Origin of the sequence: Janthinobacterium sp. SUN073 (genome assembly GCF_030397665.1) — a bacterium.
Classification (GTDB): Bacteria; Pseudomonadota; Gammaproteobacteria; order Burkholderiales; family Burkholderiaceae_D; genus Janthinobacterium.
Genome location: NZ_JAPUBT010000010.1, coordinates 196,994 through 217,170, shown reverse-complemented (window position 1 = coordinate 217,170; position 20,177 = coordinate 196,994). Strand labels below are relative to the sequence as shown.

The 20,177-nt window shown below is 59.3% G+C and carries 21 protein-coding genes; 12 read left to right on the top strand and 9 right to left on the bottom strand.

Annotation, left to right across the window (positions count from 1 at the left end):
* Positions 1 to 401 precede the first annotated feature (401 nt).
* From O0882_RS23260 to O0882_RS23220, 9 genes are all read left to right on the top strand, one after another.
* Positions 402 to 1,094, top strand: coding sequence for an XRE family transcriptional regulator (locus O0882_RS23260; protein WP_289951884.1), 693 nt, complete (start codon positions 402 to 404; stop codon positions 1,092 to 1,094).
* 174 nt (positions 1,095 to 1,268) lie between these two features.
* The gene (locus O0882_RS23255; RefSeq protein ID WP_289951882.1) at positions 1,269 to 1,478 is read left to right on the top strand and encodes a hypothetical protein; all 210 of its coding nucleotides are present in this window, start codon (positions 1,269 to 1,271) and stop codon (positions 1,476 to 1,478) included.
* Positions 1,475 to 1,618: a hypothetical protein gene (locus tag O0882_RS23250; protein WP_289917033.1), complete on the top strand. Its 144-nt coding sequence runs from the start codon at positions 1,475 to 1,477 to the stop codon at positions 1,616 to 1,618. The genes O0882_RS23255 and O0882_RS23250 overlap by 4 nt, the downstream gene beginning before the upstream one ends.
* A 12-nt stretch (positions 1,619 to 1,630) precedes the next feature.
* On the top strand, positions 1,631 to 1,963 hold the full coding sequence (locus O0882_RS23245) for a hypothetical protein (protein WP_289951879.1): 333 nt from the start codon (positions 1,631 to 1,633) through the stop codon (positions 1,961 to 1,963).
* Positions 1,960 to 2,163, top strand: a complete 204-nt coding sequence (locus O0882_RS23240; protein WP_289951878.1) for a hypothetical protein — start codon at positions 1,960 to 1,962, stop codon at positions 2,161 to 2,163. Before O0882_RS23245 ends, O0882_RS23240 begins: the two co-directional genes overlap by 4 nt.
* Positions 2,164 to 2,197: 34 nt before the next feature.
* Positions 2,198 to 4,363: a ParB/RepB/Spo0J family partition protein gene (locus tag O0882_RS23235; RefSeq protein ID WP_289951876.1), complete on the top strand. Its 2,166-nt coding sequence runs from the start codon at positions 2,198 to 2,200 to the stop codon at positions 4,361 to 4,363.
* Entirely contained in the window at positions 4,306 to 5,010 is a 705-nt protein-coding gene (locus O0882_RS23230) for a hypothetical protein (RefSeq protein ID WP_289951874.1), read from the top strand. Before O0882_RS23235 ends, O0882_RS23230 begins: the two co-directional genes overlap by 58 nt.
* A 241-nt stretch (positions 5,011 to 5,251) precedes the next feature.
* Positions 5,252 to 5,479 carry a DUF4224 domain-containing protein gene (locus O0882_RS23225; protein WP_289951872.1) on the top strand — a complete coding sequence of 76 codons (228 nt, stop codon included), beginning with the start codon at positions 5,252 to 5,254 and terminating at the stop codon, positions 5,477 to 5,479.
* The gene (locus O0882_RS23220; protein ID WP_289951869.1) at positions 5,445 to 6,650 is read left to right on the top strand and encodes a hypothetical protein; all 1,206 of its coding nucleotides are present in this window, start codon (positions 5,445 to 5,447) and stop codon (positions 6,648 to 6,650) included. The genes O0882_RS23225 and O0882_RS23220 overlap by 35 nt, the downstream gene beginning before the upstream one ends.
* A gap of 883 nt (positions 6,651 to 7,533) precedes the next feature.
* Here the strand turns inward: O0882_RS23220 and O0882_RS23215 are convergent.
* Positions 7,534 to 7,980: a response regulator gene (locus O0882_RS23215; protein ID WP_230538699.1), complete on the bottom strand. Its 447-nt coding sequence runs from the start codon at positions 7,978 to 7,980 to the stop codon at positions 7,534 to 7,536.
* 287 nt (positions 7,981 to 8,267) lie between these two features.
* On the opposite strand from O0882_RS23215, the gene O0882_RS23210 reads away from it, so the two are divergent.
* The 3 genes from O0882_RS23210 (at position 8,268) to O0882_RS23200 (ending at position 12,081) form a co-directional block, all read left to right on the top strand.
* Complete coding sequence (locus O0882_RS23210; RefSeq protein ID WP_289951866.1) at positions 8,268 to 10,382, top strand: TonB-dependent siderophore receptor; 2,115 nt, start codon at positions 8,268 to 8,270, stop codon at positions 10,380 to 10,382.
* A gap of 332 nt (positions 10,383 to 10,714) precedes the next feature.
* The gene (locus O0882_RS23205; protein WP_289951864.1) at positions 10,715 to 11,374 is read left to right on the top strand and encodes a PEP-CTERM sorting domain-containing protein; all 660 of its coding nucleotides are present in this window, start codon (positions 10,715 to 10,717) and stop codon (positions 11,372 to 11,374) included.
* A 257-nt stretch (positions 11,375 to 11,631) separates the two neighbouring features.
* Entirely contained in the window at positions 11,632 to 12,081 is a 450-nt protein-coding gene (locus O0882_RS23200) for a hypothetical protein (protein ID WP_289951863.1), read from the top strand.
* Positions 12,082 to 12,400: 319 nt separating this feature from the next.
* On the opposite strand, the gene O0882_RS23195 is transcribed toward O0882_RS23200, so the two are convergent.
* From O0882_RS23195 to typA, 8 genes are all read right to left on the bottom strand, one after another.
* Positions 12,401 to 12,784, bottom strand: a complete 384-nt coding sequence (locus O0882_RS23195; RefSeq protein ID WP_289951862.1) for a hypothetical protein — start codon at positions 12,782 to 12,784, stop codon at positions 12,401 to 12,403.
* 143 nt (positions 12,785 to 12,927) lie between these two features.
* A complete protein-coding gene (locus O0882_RS23190; protein ID WP_289951861.1) occupies positions 12,928 to 13,500 on the bottom strand; it encodes a hypothetical protein in 573 nt (190 codons plus the stop codon).
* Positions 13,501 to 13,668: 168 nt separating this feature from the next.
* Complete coding sequence (locus tag O0882_RS23185) at positions 13,669 to 14,016, bottom strand: energy transducer TonB (RefSeq protein WP_289951859.1); 348 nt, start codon at positions 14,014 to 14,016, stop codon at positions 13,669 to 13,671.
* 33 nt (positions 14,017 to 14,049) lie between these two features.
* Positions 14,050 to 14,316: an energy transducer TonB gene (locus tag O0882_RS23180; protein WP_289951857.1), complete on the bottom strand. Its 267-nt coding sequence runs from the start codon at positions 14,314 to 14,316 to the stop codon at positions 14,050 to 14,052.
* An 80-nt stretch (positions 14,317 to 14,396) separates the two neighbouring features.
* Entirely contained in the window at positions 14,397 to 16,142 is a 1,746-nt protein-coding gene (locus O0882_RS23175) for a methyl-accepting chemotaxis protein (RefSeq protein ID WP_289951945.1), read from the bottom strand.
* 534 nt (positions 16,143 to 16,676) lie between these two features.
* Positions 16,677 to 17,141 carry a hypothetical protein gene (locus tag O0882_RS23170; RefSeq protein ID WP_289951855.1) on the bottom strand — a complete coding sequence of 155 codons (465 nt, stop codon included), beginning with the start codon at positions 17,139 to 17,141 and terminating at the stop codon, positions 16,677 to 16,679.
* Entirely contained in the window at positions 17,141 to 18,136 is a 996-nt protein-coding gene (dusA, locus tag O0882_RS23165) for a tRNA dihydrouridine(20/20a) synthase DusA (RefSeq protein WP_277922161.1), read from the bottom strand. Before dusA ends, O0882_RS23170 begins: the two co-directional genes overlap by 1 nt.
* 131 nt (positions 18,137 to 18,267) lie before the next feature.
* A complete protein-coding gene (gene typA / locus O0882_RS23160; protein ID WP_116743332.1) occupies positions 18,268 to 20,100 on the bottom strand; it encodes a translational GTPase TypA in 1,833 nt (610 codons plus the stop codon).
* Positions 20,101 to 20,177 lie beyond the last annotated feature (77 nt).

Here is a 20,177-nt window from a genome sequence, read left to right as displayed (position 1 = left end):
GCTACGCTTGCGACATGAAAGTTGATCCTGCTCATGCCCGGCTTCGCGGATCGACACCCACAACGGAATGCTCCGGTACGGTATCGAGAATGTTTGTTGACGAAGGCAGCTGACGTCCTGCACGACCGGGCCCAGGAGCGAGCCGCCCTTCTGAACTAAAGACTTCTGGCCGCGCCAGTTTCAAGAACATAAGACGCGCACGCGGGATGCCGTTGCGGCGCCATTCAGATACGGACGGGTCTTTAACTTCGCAAATCCGTGCGGTTTCTGACGTGCCGCCAAGCGCGTCAATAATTTCGTCGGCTGTAAGTTCATTAGTCATACCTTATTTTAGGCAAGCCTAAAGAAATAAGCAAGAATAATTTAGGCATCCCTTATGTGGAAATTGTTAGGATTACCTAATGGATTGGCATAAAAGACTTACGCTGGCCCGCGAGGCCAAAAACATCAAAAAATCAGCTTTTGCGAAGCTGGTGGGGGTATCCGCGCCGACAGTTACCGACTGGGAAAATGGCGATACAAAAATGATCGAAGGCAACAACCTGGTAAAGGTTTGTCAAGTGCTGGAGGTGTCGCCAGATTGGCTGCTTCACGGAACCGACAAAACGATAGAGGACGCTCGGAAGCTTTTGCCTGGAGCCGTTTCCATCTCACTTATCGAAGATGACGAGGAGGCGCTTTACCGCGTTAAATTAGTACAGTTGCGGCTACAAGCCGGAGTAACAGGCTTTCAAACAGAACCTGACAACACCGATGGCGGGACTCTGGGACTATCTAAATCATGGGTACACCGCAAGGGCTTTGACCCTGAGAGCCTTCTGGCAGTCAAGGTAAAAGGCGAAAGCATGGAACCTACTTTCTATGAAGGCGATACGATAGTTATAAATCTTGCCGACAAGAAGCTAACAGACAACGGCGTGTTCGCAGTCAACTACGGCGGGGAAGCTGTTGTAAAACGGCTCTCGCGTGACGCCGGCCAATGGTGGCTGATGTCTGACAACTCCGATCAACGAAAGTTTTATCGCAGGAATTGTCGAGGCAACGAGTGCATCATTATTGGCAGGGTGGTACGTAGAGAAGGCGACCACTTTTAACCCAATCACTTAAAGCAATCCACCCCGCACGCCGGGGTTTTTTTTCGCCTTGTCGAAAGCATCACAGCACCAAACCACCAATAATTTAGGTATGCCGAAAATATTAGCTTGACTGTTTCTTTAGGCATGCCTAAACTTCATCGTGTTAGCAACCACAACGATGGAGCAAAGACGATGGAAAACCTTCCAAAACCCCCTCTCACAGTTCTTGAGAGTATTCAACAATGCATTGACGTCGCCACGAGCAGGCACCCGCAAGATCGCGTCCTGTGCACCGAAACCTTCATCGCCGCACTATCTGGCGCGCTGCAACGAGACGACATGACGCTGGCCAACCGCGTCTTTGCATTGCTGCTCACCCCGAAGAAAAAGGCTCAACAGTGAGCGCCTTCCGCGTCACCGTCAAAACCTCGCTCGGCGTGACGCACTACTACGCGCTGGCCAGCACGGCCGCAGGTGCGTGCGAGGACGCCGTCGACGCCCAGTGCGGCGAACCCTGCGGCGTGACCGCGCATCCACTGTAGGAGGCCGCAGCCATGCCCTCGACCGCTACCCGCAAGCCGGCTAAAGCGCCGTTGCCATCGTCGCAAAGCCTGCACGACACCCTGGCCAGCGCGAACGACGCTGCCCAGTTGGCCCGCTTCACGCGCAATACCGGCTGCGCTGCCAACGAAGTGACCGGCGCCGATGGCCGCCTGTCCATCCTGCAGGTGTTCGAGGCCATGCGCCGCCGCGGCTACCACGTCACCGAGCCAGTGCGCCCACAGCAGCAGCCCCGCGCCGGCTTCACCGCCTGGTGCGTGAGTGTGACGCTGCCCAAGGGCATCAGCTTCAAGCTCGCCTACCACACGCCAGGGACGGTCAAATGACAGTCCCTCTCGTCCACCTGGCCATAGACGTGCGCAGCGTGCTGGCCAGGCCACTGCACGAGCTGCGCGGGTTCACGCACCCGGACGGCCGCGCCATGACCCCGCGCCAGGCCAAGGCAGCCCTGGCGGCGCAGCTGGCCGAAGGCCATGAGCTGCTGCCCATCGGCCGCAGCACTCCTTTCGATTTCATTAAACGCTAACCGGGCCGTCCCCGCCCAGAACCAGGAGCCGCACATGAGTAGCGACCTCGTAATACCCACCATCGGAGGCATGAAGAAAGCCCCGCCCCGCAGCGAGAAACGCATCGTCGTCGACGAACTGGTCGACGACCAGGTATTCGCAATCACCGACTGGGCCGACATCCGCCCCAGCTACACCAACCGCAAACGGTTCAACCAGACCGCGCTGGAGCAACTGGCCGCCAACATCAAGGAAGTTGGGATTGTCCAGCCCATCCTGATTCGCCCCGTCACGCCAACCGTTGACGCGCCTCAGCATTTCGAGATCGTCGCCGGCGAGCGCCGCTGGCGCGCCGGCAACATCGCCGAGCTGCAGCGCGGTCCGACCATGATCCGCAAGCTGACGGACCTGCAGGCGCGCGAAATCCAGCTGCTGGAGAACCTGCAGCGCGAAGACCCACACCCGATGGAAGAAGCCGAAGGGTTCCAGGAGCTGATGCTCAATGCCGGCTACACCGCTGATCGCCTGGTGGAAAAACTGAAAAAATCGCGTAGCCACATCTACGGCCGCTTGAAGCTGTGCGCACTGACGACCGAGGTACGCGAGAAGTTCCTCGATGACGCGATCACGCCGTCGACCGCGCTGCTAATCGCACGCATTCCCGTGCCGGCGCTGCAGATCAAAGCGCTTGGCGAGATCAGCGCCCCTATCTACCAGGGCACCGGCGAACCTATGCCCTATCGCGCCGCACTTCGGCACGTTCAGCAAAACTACATGGTTGACCTGACGCGCGCACTGTTCAAACTGACCGACGCAACCCTGCTGCCGCTGGCCGGCGCCTGTACCAAATGCCCTAAAAAATCCGGCAATCAACCGGAGGTATTCAGCGACACCAAAAGTGCAGACGTCTGCACAGATCCTAATTGCTACGCCGAGAAGCGCATGGCGCATGATGCGTTGGCAATTGCTGCGGCAGGCAAGGGCGGCATCCCTGTCTATGAAGGCGAGGAAGGGGCAACGCGATATCGTAAAAATACCAACGACAAATACACCCTGTACGTCAAAGCCGACGCTGCCTTATGGATGTTTGACCGCAACGCACCTGCCACGCAAAACTACGGGAACGCAACCACGTTCCTCGAAGGCGGTCTGCTACCTGAACCGGCATGGTATGTGAAGCATGACAATGGCGATCTGACGCCCTTCTACGACAAAGCACTCATCCAAAAATTGCTGGAAGACGCTGGTGCATGCGAAACGGTCGAAGTTCATGCGGCGCGCATGGCCGATGTGCGCGCCATGGCGGAGAGGAAGGAAGCGGCAGCGAACACACCGGCCAAACAGGCCCATGTAGCCAAGGTGCGCGCGGAAGAGGTCGCTGCCGAAAAACAGGCCGAACAGGACGAGCTCTACCGCATCGAACTGTACAAACGTCTGCGTGCTAAAGGCGCGAATGGATTCTCACTGGCCTCGCTACGCGAATTTACCAAATTGGTGCTGATTGACCGCGATCTTCCAGACCAGGCCCTCGCTGGCGTTTACACGTTTGACACCTCCAGCACCGAGAACATCCACGCCTATATCGATCAGGCCGGCCTACCCGATGTGCAGCTGCTGTTGGTCGACATGCTGCTGGGTGACTGCCTGGGCGGCATGGGATGGTTCAAAGCAGAGGAACGTGAAGCTCAAGAGGCCACAATTCACGCCATGGCCAGGCATGAAGGCATCGATCCTGATGCCGTGCGCCTGCAGCTGGAAATGGACGAGATTCCATTCGAGGACGTCCAGGTACACCAACTGGGCGACTTCATTGCCAACTCACCAAGCCGCCTGAACGATCTCACCAAATTCATCCTCGCCGAGTGCCCACTGATGATCAAAGCCCTCGAACAGGCCGCAAATACCCACGGCTGGTATTACGCACCTGGTCAAGTCTGGCTGCGCGCCGGCGAAACAAGCACACCTGGCATGACCCACGTGGCGCCGGAGCAATCCAACGATGAAGATGCCGACGACCTCGCCGATCAAATCAACTTGGCGCCGCAGGACGACATTGCCGTAATCGAGCCGCCGGCAGCGGTTGCGGTCGAGCCGCCAGAACCAGAAGCCAAGAAGCCAGCACCACGTACATGTAAGCCCAAAAGCCCAACGAAACCTGCAGCATGGCCCTGGCCAACATCCGCAACCGCATCACCAACTACCGTGAAGGAAGCACAATGAACAGCGAGAACATCGCGGCCACGCCCGCCCATGAACGTATTGACGCAGTCGAAGTCCAGGAACGCCTGTCCTGGCCAAGCGCTCCAGCCGCCGCTTACTGCGACACCTGGCTTATGGTCAACGCCGGTGCACTCAATTTCAAAGCCAGTGAAGAGCATCAAGTATCGGCCATGGCCAACATTGGCCACCAGCTGCTGCAGGAGATTGCAGCCTATCGGCCAGCGTTCAAGTGGACCATCAGCCCGGCTGAGATCGTCGGCGCATTGATCGAGGAGGTCAGCACGAAGCCTCCGACGTTACCACGAGTCGAGATCGTGCCAGAAATGTGGCAATCCAGGATCGCCGCAGTAAAGGAACGGTTTCCTGCTATGACCCATCAGGAAGCCCAAAGTAACGCAATTCTGTCAGAGGTAGTTGATCTACGCCGGGCGCTTGCAGATGCCTTGGCCGCAATCCCAAGCGGGCCAACGCAGTCATCGTCCTGCCCAACGGACTCCGACATGATCGACTTTCTTGAGCGCACAGGCTCAGTGGTGTGGGACTTTGAAGCCTGCAGCATCCGCTTTGATGTTCCTAATGACCTAATTTTCGGATCGGTACGTGAAATTGTGACAGCCGCGATTGTTGCCGAGGAGGCGAGAGTATGACAGTCACTCAGGATAATTACTTTCGCCGCCTCCTGCGTCGCTTAGAGAGGCACCTCGCCAACAAGGTCGAGGAGCGCGAAGATATCGCTATCGTGGCGCACTTGGCGGCCGTAACAGCATCTATCGGCGCCCCGAGTTCCCGGCGCCAAGGCAGCTCCGAGCCAATGCCGTACCGCTCCCGGATCGTTTTCGCATTCGCGGTACTGGCTGGCGCCCTCGCCAGTCTTTCGTGGTGGTGCCCATGACGAACTACTTAAGCGCATCCGAGCTCGCCGAGCTGGTCGGATGCAAGCCTGGCCAGCGCTGCCGCATGCAAGCATGGCTGACGAAGAACCGCTGGAAGTTTGAAGTAGACGCACGCGGCCTGCCAAAAGTGGCCCGCGCTTATCACGACCGCAAGATGGGCATCACCGAAGACGCAACCTCAATCAAATATGACCAAGCACCAAACCTCCAAGCCTTCTGCTAAAGAACGCACCGGCGTCGACCGCCTTTACAAGCGCGTCGGCGTCCGGAAAATCTCCTACTACTACCAGCACCCGGACGGCAGCAGCGAGACACTGGCCACGGCCGTGGTCGGTGATCGGAAAGGCATCGCGGACGCTGACCGCGCGGCCAAGCGCAAGGCGCTCGACATCATCGAGGGCAAGATCATTGCCGGATCAGTGGCCCAGCTGATCGAGCGATTCCGCGACGAGATCGCTCCCACCCATTACCTGGACCAGTCCAAGGATGGACTCGCCGTCAGGGAATCTGGCTACAAGAATCTGACCAAGTTCTTCGGCAAAATGGACCCGAAATCACTGCGCATGCTGCACGGCTATCAGTACCTGGACGCGCGCGCCAAAGCGGGTGCGCCGGCGAAGGCGAACAAAGAGCTGTCGCTGATGTCGACCATCTGCAAATACGCCGTGCGCTGGGGCGTGATCGAGGCGATGCCGTTCACGGACATTATGCAGAACGACATCGAAAAGGATGTGCGGACCATCTCACGTGGCCAGGTAGTGCGTTTTTATCTGTGGTCGCTGCGCCAAACCGCCACATTCCGCAATCTAGGGTGCGCGGCCATGTTCACCTACCTGACAGGCTTTCGCGCGGCCGAGGTGAGGCCGTTCCATATCGATGGCAAGACGAAGGAAGGCGTGCTCGTCACCAGCGCCAAGCGCAAGAAGGGCCAGGCCGAGGTATTGAAGCTGCGCGAATGGTCAACCAGGTTGCGCGTCGTTGTCGCGCGCGCCGAGCAAACGCACTCGGTTCCACGCCAGTTCCTGTTTGCCAATTCAAAAGGCCAGGCATACACGCGGTCAGGAATGGGGTCCGTGTGGCAGGATGCCATGTTCGAATGGATCGCATCGTTTGACCCCCAGGCAGCGGCAGCGCTCGCTCGCAAACGCGCTGCTGAGCTGGAATATATCCTGGCGTATAAGAAGGGACTGAAAGTGGCGAAGTACGAAGCCGATTACCGACTGGCAGACCATGCGCAGTACTTTTCGCTGCAGGATATCCGGCCGGCCGCTATCACGACCAAGTTCCAACAACGTAACGCCGACGCATACGACTTTGCCGCCCATGCGGACCCAGGCACCACACACAAGCACTATGATCGCAGGAAAGTAAAGAAGGCCGGCGCCACCGAGTAAGCATTTTCCTTTGCCTGCTTTTGAGCGATAGCCTCCCCCTGATACTGCGATTCCTAATCGGCCCACAGGGCCGCCGAGCCGGAAGCACGCTTTACTCCGGCTCCATCTGTAACGGTAATATCATCACCCTCTCGTTTCCAGCAGACGAGGTTCTCCATTCCGCTGTTCTTCCCTGGTTCGCGAATTTGAAGTGCATTCCACCCCTCACAAGCTCCTCCGATGGAGGAGGGGTGGTCAAGTGCAACGTACTCCGTTCCTGCGTCAATCCTGAGTTTACCGGTGTACTCGGAATTTTTTTGCGTACAAGCACTTAGGAAAAGTACTAACAAGCCGACGGTCAAAAATCTCATCATTTCCTCATTAAAGATGCAAAATAAGGCCGACAGGATAACAGTTTTGCAATCTGAAATATGCGTTAAAGCCAATACCTTAAACCGCGAAATACTTGGCTCACCTCAACACAAAGAGCCGACTCTGGCCCGAAAGCAACCGTCCGAATCTTCCAACGAGCAGGCTGCGGGCCGCATAGACTGGTGAGGAAAAATGTATCAGCATTGGAAAATAAAATAACTAAGCCTTTGATTTAAAAAAACAATGTGCAGTTAAGCGCTAGGGTTGTGATTCCTGTTGTCGTGGGTTCGAGCCCCATCAGCCACCCCACAGAATTAGCGGTAAATAAAAGGATTACATGCTTCGGCTTGTAATCCTTTTTTCATTTCCACACACATGCATGAGGCAACATCAGCCTTCTTCTCCCGCAGCTTGTCCGGCGAAGGCAATCCGAGCTTCGACACCATTTTGAGGGTGACGCATGCACTCGGCTTGCAATTTCGCGCCGCAGCACTGAACACCTGACCACCCATCAGGCGGGGCGGTGGAAAACCTACCCCGCCAGCACCGACTGCACCGTCGTCGCCAGGTCTTCCAGGCGCACGGGTTTAACGAGGAAGTGGCGGAAGCCCACGGCCAGCGCATCGTCCATGTACATGGGCAGGCTGTGGCCGGTGACGGCGATCAGCACGGCGTTGGCCGTCTCGGGATTGTGGTGCAGGCGGCGGCCGATTTCGATGCCGCTGATGCCGGGCATTTCGATGTCGAGGTAGACGGCGTCGGGCACGCACAGCTTGACTTGCTCGACGGCCATCTGCCAGTTGCGCACCACCACCGCGTGGTGACCCAGCGCTTCGAGCAGCATGGCCAGCGATTCGCCCACTTCCTGGTTGTCGTCGACCACCAGCAGATTGAGTTTGCGCGCAGCACTTGCCGGCTGGTCGCCCTGGCGGCGTTCCACGGAGGAACTGCCTGGTGTCGTTTCAGTTGTCTGGCTCATTGTACCTTCACGTCTGACGGCTGCAAAAACGCGAGTATACAAGAAGCACGTGGAATGCCGTCGCACCCCAGCAATGCTGCCAAGCAGCAATCCAGGCGCCCCGCTGTACCGCGCCAGCAACACTTCCCCACCCCGCGCGGAGAAAGCCAGCCCTACGCAGTTTGCGCAATTGACGGATAAAATGAGAATCATTATCATTCTTATCCCCTTGCGCCGGATGTCCACGCCACGCTGTTGTCGCGCCGCCTGCTTGCCCGCGCAAACATTGTCACTACGGAGATCCATGCATGGCCGCCACACTTTCCACACTGCCGTTTTCCCTGCGCCCGTGCGCGCTGGCCATTACCCTCGCCTGCCTGGGCACGTCCCTTGCCGCGCAGGCACAGGAAACCACTACGGCTAGCACAGCCGATAACGCCGGCCCCATCCTGGAATCGATCCAGGTCAGCAGCAACCTGCTGGGCACCAGCATGGCCGCCAGCACGAAGAATTTCGCGGGCGCCCGCACGGTGGTGCAAAAGGACGATATCGACGACTCGGGCGCGACCAGCCTCAGCGATGTGATGCGCCGCATTCCTGGCGTGCAGATCAGCGACAACTCGGGCAGCGCCGGCAGCGCCATCTCGCTCAATATCGGCGTGCGGGGACTGGCCGGGCGCTATTCGCCGCGCAGCACGGTCTTGCTGGACGGCATCCCGATGTCGGTGGCGCCGTATGGCCAGCCGCAACTGTCGTTCGCGCCCGTCAGCCTGGCCAATGTCGAGACGGTCGATGTGGTGCGCGGCGGCGGCGCCGTGCGCTTCGGCCCGCAAAACGTGGGCGGCATCATCAACTTCAAGACGCGCCGCGTGCCCACCACGCCAGGCGTCACGGGCGACGCCAGCGTGCGCTACAACACGTACAGCGAAGTGGGCCACAACACGCAGGCCAGCGTCTTTGCCGGCACCCAACTCGACAGCGGCCTGGGCCTGGCGGTGCTGTACTCGGGCATCCGCGGCAGCGACTGGCGCGTCGGCAGCGACGAGAAGGTCAACGACTTCGCCCTGAAATTTCGCTACGACCTGAGCCCCACGGCCGAGGTGTATGGCAAGCTGTCCTACTACGATGTGACGTCGCGCACGCCGGGCGGTTTGACTGCGGCGCAATACAAGGCGGACCCGTTCCAGAACACGCGCCCGACCGACTTCTGGAGCGGCGAGCGCAAGGCCTTCGACATCGGCTACCTGAATGCCCTGTCCGGCACGCAGGAATTCGAGGTGCGCGCCTATTACAACAAGAGCTCGCGCGAAAGCACCCTGATCAGCGGAAAAAACCTGGGCCACCAGCCGCGCAACTATGAAACGACGGCCATCGAGCCCCGCTACACGCAGCGCTTTACCACCGGCAAGGTTTCGCAGGACGTCACCGTCGGCTACCGCTACCTGGCCGAGCGGGCCGATGAAGCCATCTACAACGTGGTCATCGCCAGCGGCGTGCAACAGGCGCCGACGCGCTTTGCCAATAACTCGACCGATGCGCAGGCCGTGTACATCGACGACAAGATCGCCATCGATGCCTGGCGCATCACACCGGGCGTGCGCTACGAGCACATCAAGACGGAACGCTACAACCACTTGCCGGTCGACCAGAAGATCGAGTTGCTCAACAACAAGGCCCTGCCCTCGCTGAATGTGGCCTACTTGCTGAGCAACAACGTGACCCTGTTCGGCAACTACAACAGCTCGTTTGGCGCCGTGCAAAACACGCAGCTCAATGCCCAGTCGAGCAAGAATCCGCTGCAGCCGGAACTGGCGAAAACAGCCGAGCTGGGCGCGCGCTGGAAGAGCGGCCAGCTGTCGGCCGAGGCGACCTTGTTCAACATCAAGTTCGACAACCAGATCCAGTCCGTCGGCAGCGGCGAAAACGTCGTCTTCTACAACGTGGGCGCCACGCATCACCGGGGCCTGGAATCGGCCATCGACTACCATTTCGACCGATCCGGCCCGCTGGCCGGCTTGAACGCCTACGCCACCTACACCTACACCAAGGCGACCTTGCAGGATGGCGCGAACGCGGGCAATGACGTGCCCTTCTATTCGCGCACCACCGATACCGTCGGCGCCCACTACCAGCTGGGCGCCTGGGGCTTCGATTTGTCGAGCAGCCACCAGAGCCGCCAGTTCGCCGACGAGGCCAACACCGTGGCGGAAAATGCGGCCGGCAACCTGGGCGTGATTCCCGGCTTTCGCACCTGGAACACGCAAGTAAAATGGAAGGTGCCGGGCCAGAAAGGCCTGGAACTGGTCGCCGGCGTCAACAACCTCGCCGACAAGCGCTACTTTACGCGCACTTCGGACGGCAACCTGGGCAAGCTGGTGGGCGCACCGCGCATGCTCTATCTGCAGGGCCGCCTGGCGTTCTGAGCATTGCGTGCGGCAGTTCCTATCGAATCGACATGTCGCCGCAGCCGCACCTACCCTCCCAAAAAACCTGCATCGTTGTTGTTACGATGCAGGTTTTTTTACGCCCGGATGTTACAAAAATACTGCCATGCAAGAAGGTTAGAAGTCGCGCTCGCCTTACATCACGGCAGTGATTACTTCGCCATGGAAATTAATTACAATACAGACACAAATAATTTCACAATTGCAAATATTTTTTAGCAGACCCTGGTTTTTTGTGTGAGTTTTGGTGATATCATTTAAATGTCATTTGAGAAATCAAATTATCTTATAATCAACTAAATTGGAACTCCATGAAAATGCCAGCCACCTTCCTGAAGATTGCCGCATTGGCCGCCCTGGCCACCGCTGGCACAGCCAACGCCGCGACCGAACTGGTGGTCAATGGCAGTTTTGAAAACAATGTCATCTCATCGCCCTGGGCCGCGCTCAGCAGCGTGACAGGCTGGACCTCGTCAGCCAGCGGCAACTCGGCCTTTGAAATCCAGAAAGGCGCCACGCAAGGCGGCCTGAGCGGCTTCAACCCCGTCGCCGCCGCCGGCACGCAATACCTGGAACTCAACGCCGCGCGCCTGACGTCGGTATCGCAATCGATCGCCACCACGGCCGGCGGCACGTATGCGCTGTCGTTTGCCTATTCGGGCCGCCCGGATACGCCAGGCGGCGCGAGCAGCCTGATGAATGTCTACTGGGGTTCCACCCTGCTCACGCCAACGGCCCTGATCGGCACCACGAGCGGCGTATGGCAAACCTACAGCCAGAACGTGACCGCGCTCGGCTCGTCGAGCCTGCTGCGCTTCGAATCGATCGGCCCCGTCTCCGCACCGACCTATGGTTCCTACCTGGACAATGTCTCGGTGATGGCCGCCGTGCCGGAACCAGAAAGCTACGCCATGATGCTGCTGGGCCTGGGCTTGCTGGGTTTCGTGGTGCGCCGCAAGAACGCCGCCTGAACCCGGACAGTCGCCGCGCAACAGCCGCCCCGCCATCTGGCCGGGCGGCTTTTTCATGGGCAAACGGGTGCATTACCTCAGGAAATGTTGCAAAGAAGAATTAAATTGGCGCTACAATAGCGGGGTATCAAGCAATGCCAAGCATCGCTCCGCCAGGGCCCCTACCCCGCCCTGATCATCAGCACGCATTTTTTGAACAGGATGACTGGCGCTGCCGGGCCCGATTGCGCTCCCGGTACGGCCGCCACACACGCACCATGTCTGCAGAGAAAACCATTACCGAAACCAGCTCCTACGGCAAGGATACGCCCGTGGGACGTCCCGACATCGATGGCCGCGCCGGCATTTTCGTGCCCACCGCGGAATTTGACCTCGACAACACCACCACCATTCGCAAGGGCGCGGGCATCGTCGGCTTCGGCAACCTCGATGGCACCCTGACCGTGTATTTCGAAGCGAACCGCTTCGACGAAAGCAATCTGCACAAGTGGGAACACAAGGCGCGCAAGGCGTATGACCGCATGGTCATGGGCGCGCCCACGGTGTCAAAGGCGAAAATCGATGCGCGCATGCTGGAACAGGTCGGCATCATCGATGGCATGGGCATCAATCTCAAGCATCCGGAACGCCTGACGCACTGGCTGGCGATCTCGAACGTGCCGGACACGGCGCCGGAAGAGCCGGTGGTGCGCTGGAAAAACCGCTAAACGACGGGAGAGCGAGGCGGGGCGCCAGGCACGAGGTGTTGTCCTACATCGCGGCGGACATTCATCCGATGCCCGAGAGCATCAACTCAACCTATGATGAAAGCCTGACTACACATTCCCCACCACTCAGGAGTACGACATGTCCCGCCTCATCCCGATCAGCTTTGGCGCCTTGCAAATAGGTCTGGCAGCGGCGGCGATGTACATCTTGTGTTCGGCGGACATACTGCACCAGGGTTCGGTTTATTTCCACTAATAAAATGACAAAGCCGGGCAAGCAACGCTTGTCCGGCTTTGTCCTGCATAGCACCGCAATAGATTAGCGGCGGCCGTAGTAGCGTCCGTGCCCGCCCCAGCCGCCCCGGTGTCCACCGTAGCGTCCAAAACCAAACATGAAGTCCAGCCCGATCGATACGGGTGGATTGTAATAATACGGTTGTGGCGCGTACACGGGTGCCGGCACATACACAGGTTGCTGCACGTACACAGGTTGCTGCTGCACGTAGACGGGTTCATTCGTGTATTCCACGCGCGGTGCGCTCATCACGCGGCCCGACTGCACCGGCTCGGACGAAACCGTATGCCAGTCGTATGGATTGTAGGCTCCCTGCGGCGCGCGCGAACCGTAATACGCAGGACCGGGGGGCGCCACGACGCAGCCACCCAAAGCGGCCAGCGAGATTACTGCCAACAGGGTTTTCATCGCAATTCTCCTAATGTGTACTACCAGTACTATAAGAAATTACGCCGAGCTTTGCTGCGCTTTTACCGATTGTTACACGCCGACGCACGCCGCAACATGAAATGTGGCAAAGCTGCCACAAGCGGGCCAGGCGCCATGCTTCCTCAAATAAACGGAATCGCACACGTGTCGATGGCCTTGCCGGCCGCATCGTAACGCTGCACGCATACCTGGTAGCGCACGCCGTAATCGAGCTCGACTTGCTCGACCTTGCCATACTTCAATTTCCAGCCGGGCTGCACGCGCTGCTTGCCCCCTAGCGCGGCCACATCCTGGGGAATCGCCATCGCCGTTTGCGTCTCGCCCTGGCGCGCATCCTGGCGCCGCGCCACGTCGATCGATACGCTCACGGCCAGGTCGACCCCGCCGTCCACATAGGCCAGCGTGGGCGCGCCGCGCTGCGCCCGCATCACGCCCCAGGCGCAAGGCTTGCCATCCGCATCGCATTGCTTCAATTGCGCCAGCGGAAAATATTCAGGGGCAATCTTGCCATCCTTGATGGGCCAACTGGTGCGCACGCCGTCGCGCTTGCCCGTCAGGGGATTGTCCCAGCTCAGGCTATTCACGACGGCCACGGTCTGGCCCGCCTGCAAGCCAGCAGGCGTGCCCAGCGACGCGCAAGCGGAAAGCAGCAAGCCGGTGGCGGCCAGGGTGGAAAGTGTCAGGATGCGCTGCATGGTAAGCCTCTTGTGATGGGATTTCCCGAAGGTATATTTCGAGGGTAACAGAATCGGCAGCGACGGTGCCGTTGGCTGGCGCACATAACAGAACGGGCGGCACCCTTGCAGGCGCCGCCCGTAGCGGAGTCGGCCATGCCGGGAGACCCGCTCCCGGCGCTAGGTGGATCAGTCCAGCTTCCAGGCGTAATCGACCTTGGTCCAGGTTTGCGCTGCGGCGCCATCCTTGGTGCCCGGCTTGAACTTGCATGCGGACAGGGCCTTGATGGCGGCCTTGTCCAGGTTCTTGAAGCCGCTGCTCTTGTCGACTTTCGAATCGGCAACGCTGCCATCGGCATTGACCAGGAAGGACATCGACACGGTGCCTTGCTCTTCGTTCATCAGCGAGGCTTTTGGATAATCGGCCTTGCAGCTCTTGGCATCGAACGACGCCGGCACCTCGGCCGCGAAGGCGGCGGAAGAAACGGACACCAGCAAGGCTGCTGCAACACTCATCAAACGCTTATTCTCAAACATGTGCTTCCCCATGATTATTATCAAATACGGTAGTTACAATTTCCAGGAATAGTGAACCGTGGTCCAGCTTTCCACTGCGCGGCCATCTTTGCTCGCTGGCACAAATTGACAGCGAGCAGCGGTCATGACCGCAGCCTTGTCCAGCTCGCGGAAGCCGGTACGTTTTTCGATCTTCACATCCGCTACCTTGCCTTCCGCCGTCACCAGCACGGACAAGGTGATGTCGCCCTCTTCCTTGTTCAGCCGGGCACGCTCCGGATAGCCGACCTTGCATTGTTCTGCATCGAATACTGGCGGCACCTCCTGCGCCAGGGCCGCGCCACTCGCGCCGCAAAGCAGCGCGGCAACCAGAAAAGCGCCAGGGCATTGATACGGAACGTTCAAAACTCTTCCCAATCGTCATTGCTGCCGGCTCCTGCCGCCTTGCGTGGCGCCGCAGCAGCCACGGGAGCGGCCGCTTCGGCCTTGCGGGTCAGCGACTTGACCGGGCGCAATGCCGGCGCCGGCTTGCGCACGGGGACGGGGACGGGTGCGGCGGCCACCGGTGCCGGCACATACGCTGCCGGCTTCTCTTCGCCTTCGACCAGTTTGAAGATGCTGACCACGTGGGCCAGTTCGGCCGCCTGGTCTTGCAAGCTTTGCGCCGCGGCGGCCGCCTGTTCCACCAGGGCCGCATTTTGTTGCGTCATGCCATCCATCTCGATGATCGACAGGTTGACCTGTTCGATGCCGGCGCTTTGCTCCTGGCTGGCACTGGCGATCTCGCTCATGATGTCGGTCACGCGGCGCACGCTGTCGACTACTTCGCCCATCGTCACGCCGGCCTGGCCCACCAGGCGCGTGCCGCGTTCCGTCTTCTCGGCCGAATCGTCGATGAGGATCTTGATTTCTTTCGCGGCGCCAGCGGAGCGCTGGGCCAGGTTGCGCACTTCCGAGGCCACCACGGCAAAGCCGCGGCCTTGCTCGCCAGCACGTGCCGCTTCCACGGCCGCGTTCAGCGCCAGGATGTTGGTCTGGAAGGCGATGCCATCGATGACGCCGATGATGTCGACAATTTTCTTCGCCGATTCATTGATCGAGCTCATGGTGTCAACCACTTGCGACACCACGGAGCCGCCCTTCAGGGCCACGTCCGAAGCGGTGGCGGCCAGCTTATTGGCTTCGCGCGCATTGTCCGCATTCTGTTTCACGGTCGAGGTCAGCTCTTCCATCGCCGATGCCGTTTTTTCCAGCGCGCTGGCCTGCATTTCCGTGCGCGACGACAAGTCGATATTGCCGTCGGCGATCTCGCGCGACGCCGTGCCGATGGTTTCCGTGCCGACGCGTACCTGGCCGACGATACTTACCAGGCTGTTGCGCATTTCCTTCATTTCCGCCAGCAGGCTGGACGTATCGGACGGCTCGGTGTGGATGCCGATCGACAGGTCGCCATTGGCGATGCTCCCGGCGATCGATGCCGTGTAGTCAGGCTCGCCGCCCAGCTGTTTCAGCAAGCCGCGGGTAATCACCAGTGCCGCCGCCACGCCCATCGCCACGGCCAGTACGCCGAGGATGATCATGAACAGGCGCGCGCTGTCAAACGCCTTGCGGGCGTCCGATTGCATCTGCTCGTTCAACTTGTCTTCCAGGGTGGCCAGTTGCTCCAGCGCATCCATCCATTTTTTCTGTACCGGGCGGATTTCCTTGATCATCACGCGCGTGGCGCCTTCCGCATCGTTGGCCATCCACAGTGCCGACGCCTTGGCGATGGCCGGCATGGCTGCCGCCTCGTATTCCTTGATCGAAGCGAGCAAGGTTTTTTCTTCGGCAGTCGACTCGATGGCGAATTTCTCTTCGAGCTTTTTCTGCGTTTCCTGATAGGTGCTGGTCTGCGTCTTGATACGCGCCATTTCCGGCTCCATATCGCTCGCGTCGGTCATCAGGGTGAGGATGCGCAGCGAGGTGATGCGGTCGCTGACGTTGCCACGCATGTCGATCACCAGGCGGGTGACGACATTGTTGACATTGATCACGTGATCGAGACGTTCCTGGATTTGCGCCATGCGCGCGATGCCGAGGACGGTCACGGCCACCAGCAGAACCAGTACCAGGGCGAATCCCAGGCCCAGGCGTGTACCAACCTTCATTTTTGCTAAATTCATTTCGGCTCTTCGTAAATGAAACTATTGATAAGAATTTTTGCCCGGCACGACAAGACGAAGGCCGCGAGACACCGGTATCCGCCCTTACCCATTGGTATGCTGGCGGTATCCGGCCGCACGCAGCCTGGGGTACTTCCTGGTCTACAACAGCCCTGAAAACGCCAGTGACTGCGAATGCAAATTTATTCCACACACTGAATTGTTGACACCGTTGATGTGAGATCAACATCAAACATTCATATGAGAAATATTTGTCTATAATCAATTATAGGTGTAAATTTTGCCTCAAAGCAAGCAATAAGTACCTGAATAAATGCCTGATTAACTTTCTTCGGGGAAATGGCAACAACGCCGTTTCTTGCCTACTAGAAATGCCCCAAGGCAGTGCGCGCGTGCGCCGAAACAGCGCATTTACAACACATGGCATAGCCATCAGACATCATTTGTGGAGGGGTGCTCAGAGGAAGGGGGAGTGCGGACAATACCACTGCGCCGGGGCAGCGGTATAGACAAGTTGGATCAGCTGTCCCAGCTGCAATGCATCACATAGGCGTGGCACTCTGTGCCAAAGACAAAGACGCTCCAGATGGCGCCCAATTGTCCGGCCAGGCTGCGCTGACCCGATGATACCAGTTGATACCAGTGCGGCTCGCTGCCCAGCAGTTCGGCCAGTTCGCGCTCGAAACCGTCGAACAAACGCACGTCGAGCGGCTGCCGGTCGGCCTCGCTGATCGGACGCAAGCGCTCGAGCAGCCACTGGCGCGGCGTGCACAAGGCGCCGCTGCACACGACTGTTTCTATCGGCTGCAGGCGCAGGCCGTCCGGCGCTATCTCCAGCGCGCGGCACAAAGCATCGAGCGATGCCTGCGGCGGCTGCGCGCCCAGATAGGTACACGCGAAGAGGCTGCCATCATCCTTGAGCGCGCTGACTGCCAGCAGGTAGCCGTCGATCAGGCGCGCAAGGCTGTGGCAGTCACAGCTCATCAGGCGGGCAGAGACAGGCGCGCCGCCGCTTCCAGCAGCAGGCGCGGGTCACCCGAGGCCAGCTTCTTCGAGTCGGACAGGGTCTGACGGAAACCGCGCGCGCCAGGCAGGTTTTGCATCAGGCCCAGCATGTGGCGCGTGATGCTGTTGAGCTTCAGCCGCCCCGCTTCCTTTTCCAGCTGCGCGCTAATATAGGGAATCATCGCTTCGAGCACCTGTTCGCGCGTTTTGACAGGAGTGTCGTCGCCGTAGTAGCGCTGGTCGAACTGCGCCATCACATACGGGTTGTGATACGCCTCGCGGCCCAGCATCACGCCGTCCAGGTGCTGCAGGTGCAGGTCGATCTCGTCCAGGGTCTTGATGCCGCCATTGATAATGAACTCGAACTGGGGAAAATCACGCTTCAAGCGGTAGGCATAGTCATACTTGAGGGGCGGTACTTCGCGGTTTTCCTTCGGGCTCAAGCCTTTCAGGATGGCATTGCGCGCATGCACGATAAATGTCTTGCAGCCGGCATCGGCCACGGTGCCCACGAAATCGCGCACGAAGTCGTACGACTCGCTGTCATCGATGCCGATGCGGTGCTTCACGGTGACGTCGATATCGACCACGTCGCGCATGGCTTTCACGCAGTCGGCCACCAGTTGCGGCTCGGCCATCAGGCAGGCGCCAAACGCGCCTTTCTGCACGCGCTCGGACGGGCAGCCGCAATTGAGGTTGATCTCGTCATAGCCCCATTGCTGGCCCAGCCTGGCGCTGGTGGCCAGGTCCTTCGGGTCGCTGCCGCCCAGCTGCAGCGCCACCGGATGCTCTTCCTCGTTGAAGCGCAAGTGGCGTTCCACGTCGCCGTACACCAGCGCGCCCGTCGTCACCATCTCGGTGTAGAGCCAGGTGTGGCGCGTGATTTCGCGGTGGAACTTGCGGCAATGGCGGTCGCTCCAGTCCATCATGGGGGCAACGGACAGGCGGCGGGAAGGCAGGGTTGGGACAGTCACAATACGCTCGCTACAAAAAAGGGAATCCAGAACGGCAAACCCGCTGCGTCGCATCACCGCAAGGTCATGCAAGCACAGCGGGTCTGGTTGGCGCGGCACCGCAGCGCCGCACCACTACACCACTACAACAATTACGCGTCGCGGCCGGCGCGCTTACGCTCGTTTTCTTTCAGGAAGCGCTTGCGCAGACGGATCGATTTAGGCGTGATTTCAACCAGTTCGTCGTCGGCGATGAATTCCACCGCGTATTCCAGCGACATTTGCACTGGTGGTACCAGGCGCACTGCTTCATCGGTACCCGACGAACGCACGTTGGTCAGCTGCTTGCCCTTGATCGGGTTGACGACCAGATCGTTGTCACGCGAGTGAATACCGATGATCATGCCTTCGTACACTGGATCGTTGTGGACCACGAACATGCGGCCGCGATCTTGCAGTTTCCACAGGGCGTAGGCAACAGCGGCGCCGTCATCTTGCGAGATCAGCACGCCGTTACGACGGCCAGCCATTTCGCCACGGGTGTTGTCGACTGGCGCGTATTCGTTGAATACGTGGCTCATCAAGCCGGTGCCGCGGGTCAGGGTCATGAATTCGCCCTGGAAGCCGATCAGGCCACGCGCCGGGATCAGATACTCGAGACGCACGCGGCCCTTGCCATCCGATTCCATGTTTTGCAGGTCGCCACGACGACGGCCCAGCTCTTCCATGACGCCGCCCTGGTTGACTTCTTCCACGTCGACCGACAGGTTTTCAAACGGCTCGTGGCGCACGCCATCGACCATCTTGTAGACCACGCGCGGACGCGATACGGCCAACTCGAAGCCTTCGCGACGCATGTTTTCGAGCAGAATCGTCAGGTGCAATTCACCACGGCCCGATACTTCAAAGATCGTGTCGTCGTCGGTCGGCGCTACGCGCAGAGCAACGTTGGCTTTCAGTTCGCGGTCCAGACGGTCACGCAATTGACGCGAGGTCACGAACTTGCCTTCGCGGCCAGCCAGTGGCGAGTTGTTGACCATGAAGTTCATGGTCAGGGTTGGCTCGTCGACGGTCAGCATAGGCAGCGCTTCCGGGGTATCCAGTGCGCACAGGGTCGAACCGATGCCGATTTCGTCGATACCGTTGATCAGGCAGATGTCGCCGGCAACGGCTTCGTCTACCAGCACGCGCTCCAGGCCCTTGAAGTTCAGCACCTGGTTGATGCGGCCTTTGATAGGCGTGGCGCCTGGACCGTTGATGACCAGCACGTCCTGGCCGACCTTGACGGTACCGCGGTTGACGCGGCCAATGCCGATCTTGCCAACGTACGACGAGTAGTCGAGCGAGGTGATTTGCATCTGCAGCGGGCCTTCCGGATTGTCATCACGGACAGGCACGTGTTGCAGGATGGCGTCGAACATCGGCTTCATGTCGCCGCTGCGTACGTCTTCGGTCAGGCCGGCATAGCCGTTCAGGCCCGAAGCGTAAATGATAGGGAAGTCCAGTTGCTCGTCGGTAGCGCCCAGTTTGTCGAACAGTTCGAACGTCTGGTTGATGGCCCAGTCCGGACGTGCGCCTGGACGGTCGATCTTGTTGACGATGACGATAGGCTTCAGACCCAGTGCCAGCGCTTTGCGCGTGACGAAACGGGTTTGCGGCATCGGGCCTTCTTGTGCATCGATCAGCAGCAATACCGAGTCGACCATCGACAGAACACGTTCCACTTCGCCGCCGAAGTCGGCGTGGCCTGGGGTGTCGACGATGTTGATGTGGGTGCCTTCGTACTCAACAGCGCAGTTCTTCGACAGAATCGTAATGCCGCGCTCCTTTTCCAGGTCGTTCGAGTCCATGACTCGGGTGTCGACCGCTTGGTTTTCACGGAAGGTGCCGGATTGGCGCAGCAGCTGATCCACCAGCGTGGTTTTGCCGTGGTCAACGTGGGCGATAATGGCGATATTACGAATTGCGCGTTTTGTATTTGACATGGTCGTAGTAGTTACTGAAAAACTGCGGAGTGCGTACAAGGTGTACGAGATACCCGAATGCTAATCTATTTCCGGAA

Bases quoted from the DNA above. Each gene is read 5' to 3' on its own strand.
- O0882_RS23260 (WP_289951884.1), top strand. From the start codon at position 402: ATGGATTGGCATAAAAGACTTACGCTGGCCCGCGAGGCCAAAAACATC.
- O0882_RS23255 (WP_289951882.1), top strand. From the start codon at position 1,269: ATGGAAAACCTTCCAAAACCCCCTCTCACAGTTCTTGAGAGTATTCAA.
- O0882_RS23245 (WP_289951879.1), top strand. From the start codon at position 1,631: ATGCCCTCGACCGCTACCCGCAAGCCGGCTAAAGCGCCGTTGCCATCG.
- O0882_RS23240 (WP_289951878.1), top strand. From the start codon at position 1,960: ATGACAGTCCCTCTCGTCCACCTGGCCATAGACGTGCGCAGCGTGCTG.
- O0882_RS23235 (WP_289951876.1), top strand. From the start codon at position 2,198: ATGAGTAGCGACCTCGTAATACCCACCATCGGAGGCATGAAGAAAGCC.
- O0882_RS23230 (WP_289951874.1), top strand. From the start codon at position 4,306: ATGGCCCTGGCCAACATCCGCAACCGCATCACCAACTACCGTGAAGGA.
- O0882_RS23225 (WP_289951872.1), top strand. From the start codon at position 5,252: ATGACGAACTACTTAAGCGCATCCGAGCTCGCCGAGCTGGTCGGATGC.
- O0882_RS23220 (WP_289951869.1), top strand. From the start codon at position 5,445: ATGACCAAGCACCAAACCTCCAAGCCTTCTGCTAAAGAACGCACCGGC.
- O0882_RS23215 (WP_230538699.1), bottom strand. From the start codon at position 7,980: ATGAGCCAGACAACTGAAACGACACCAGGCAGTTCCTCCGTGGAACGC.
- O0882_RS23210 (WP_289951866.1), top strand. From the start codon at position 8,268: ATGGCCGCCACACTTTCCACACTGCCGTTTTCCCTGCGCCCGTGCGCG.
- O0882_RS23205 (WP_289951864.1), top strand. From the start codon at position 10,715: ATGAAAATGCCAGCCACCTTCCTGAAGATTGCCGCATTGGCCGCCCTG.
- O0882_RS23200 (WP_289951863.1), top strand. From the start codon at position 11,632: ATGTCTGCAGAGAAAACCATTACCGAAACCAGCTCCTACGGCAAGGAT.
- O0882_RS23195 (WP_289951862.1), bottom strand. From the start codon at position 12,784: ATGAAAACCCTGTTGGCAGTAATCTCGCTGGCCGCTTTGGGTGGCTGC.
- O0882_RS23190 (WP_289951861.1), bottom strand. From the start codon at position 13,500: ATGCAGCGCATCCTGACACTTTCCACCCTGGCCGCCACCGGCTTGCTG.
- O0882_RS23185 (WP_289951859.1), bottom strand. From the start codon at position 14,016: ATGTTTGAGAATAAGCGTTTGATGAGTGTTGCAGCAGCCTTGCTGGTG.
- O0882_RS23175 (WP_289951945.1), bottom strand. From the start codon at position 16,142: ATGAAGGTTGGTACACGCCTGGGCCTGGGATTCGCCCTGGTACTGGTT.
- O0882_RS23170 (WP_289951855.1), bottom strand. From the start codon at position 17,141: ATGAGCTGTGACTGCCACAGCCTTGCGCGCCTGATCGACGGCTACCTG.
- typA (WP_116743332.1), bottom strand. From the start codon at position 20,100: ATGTCAAATACAAAACGCGCAATTCGTAATATCGCCATTATCGCCCAC.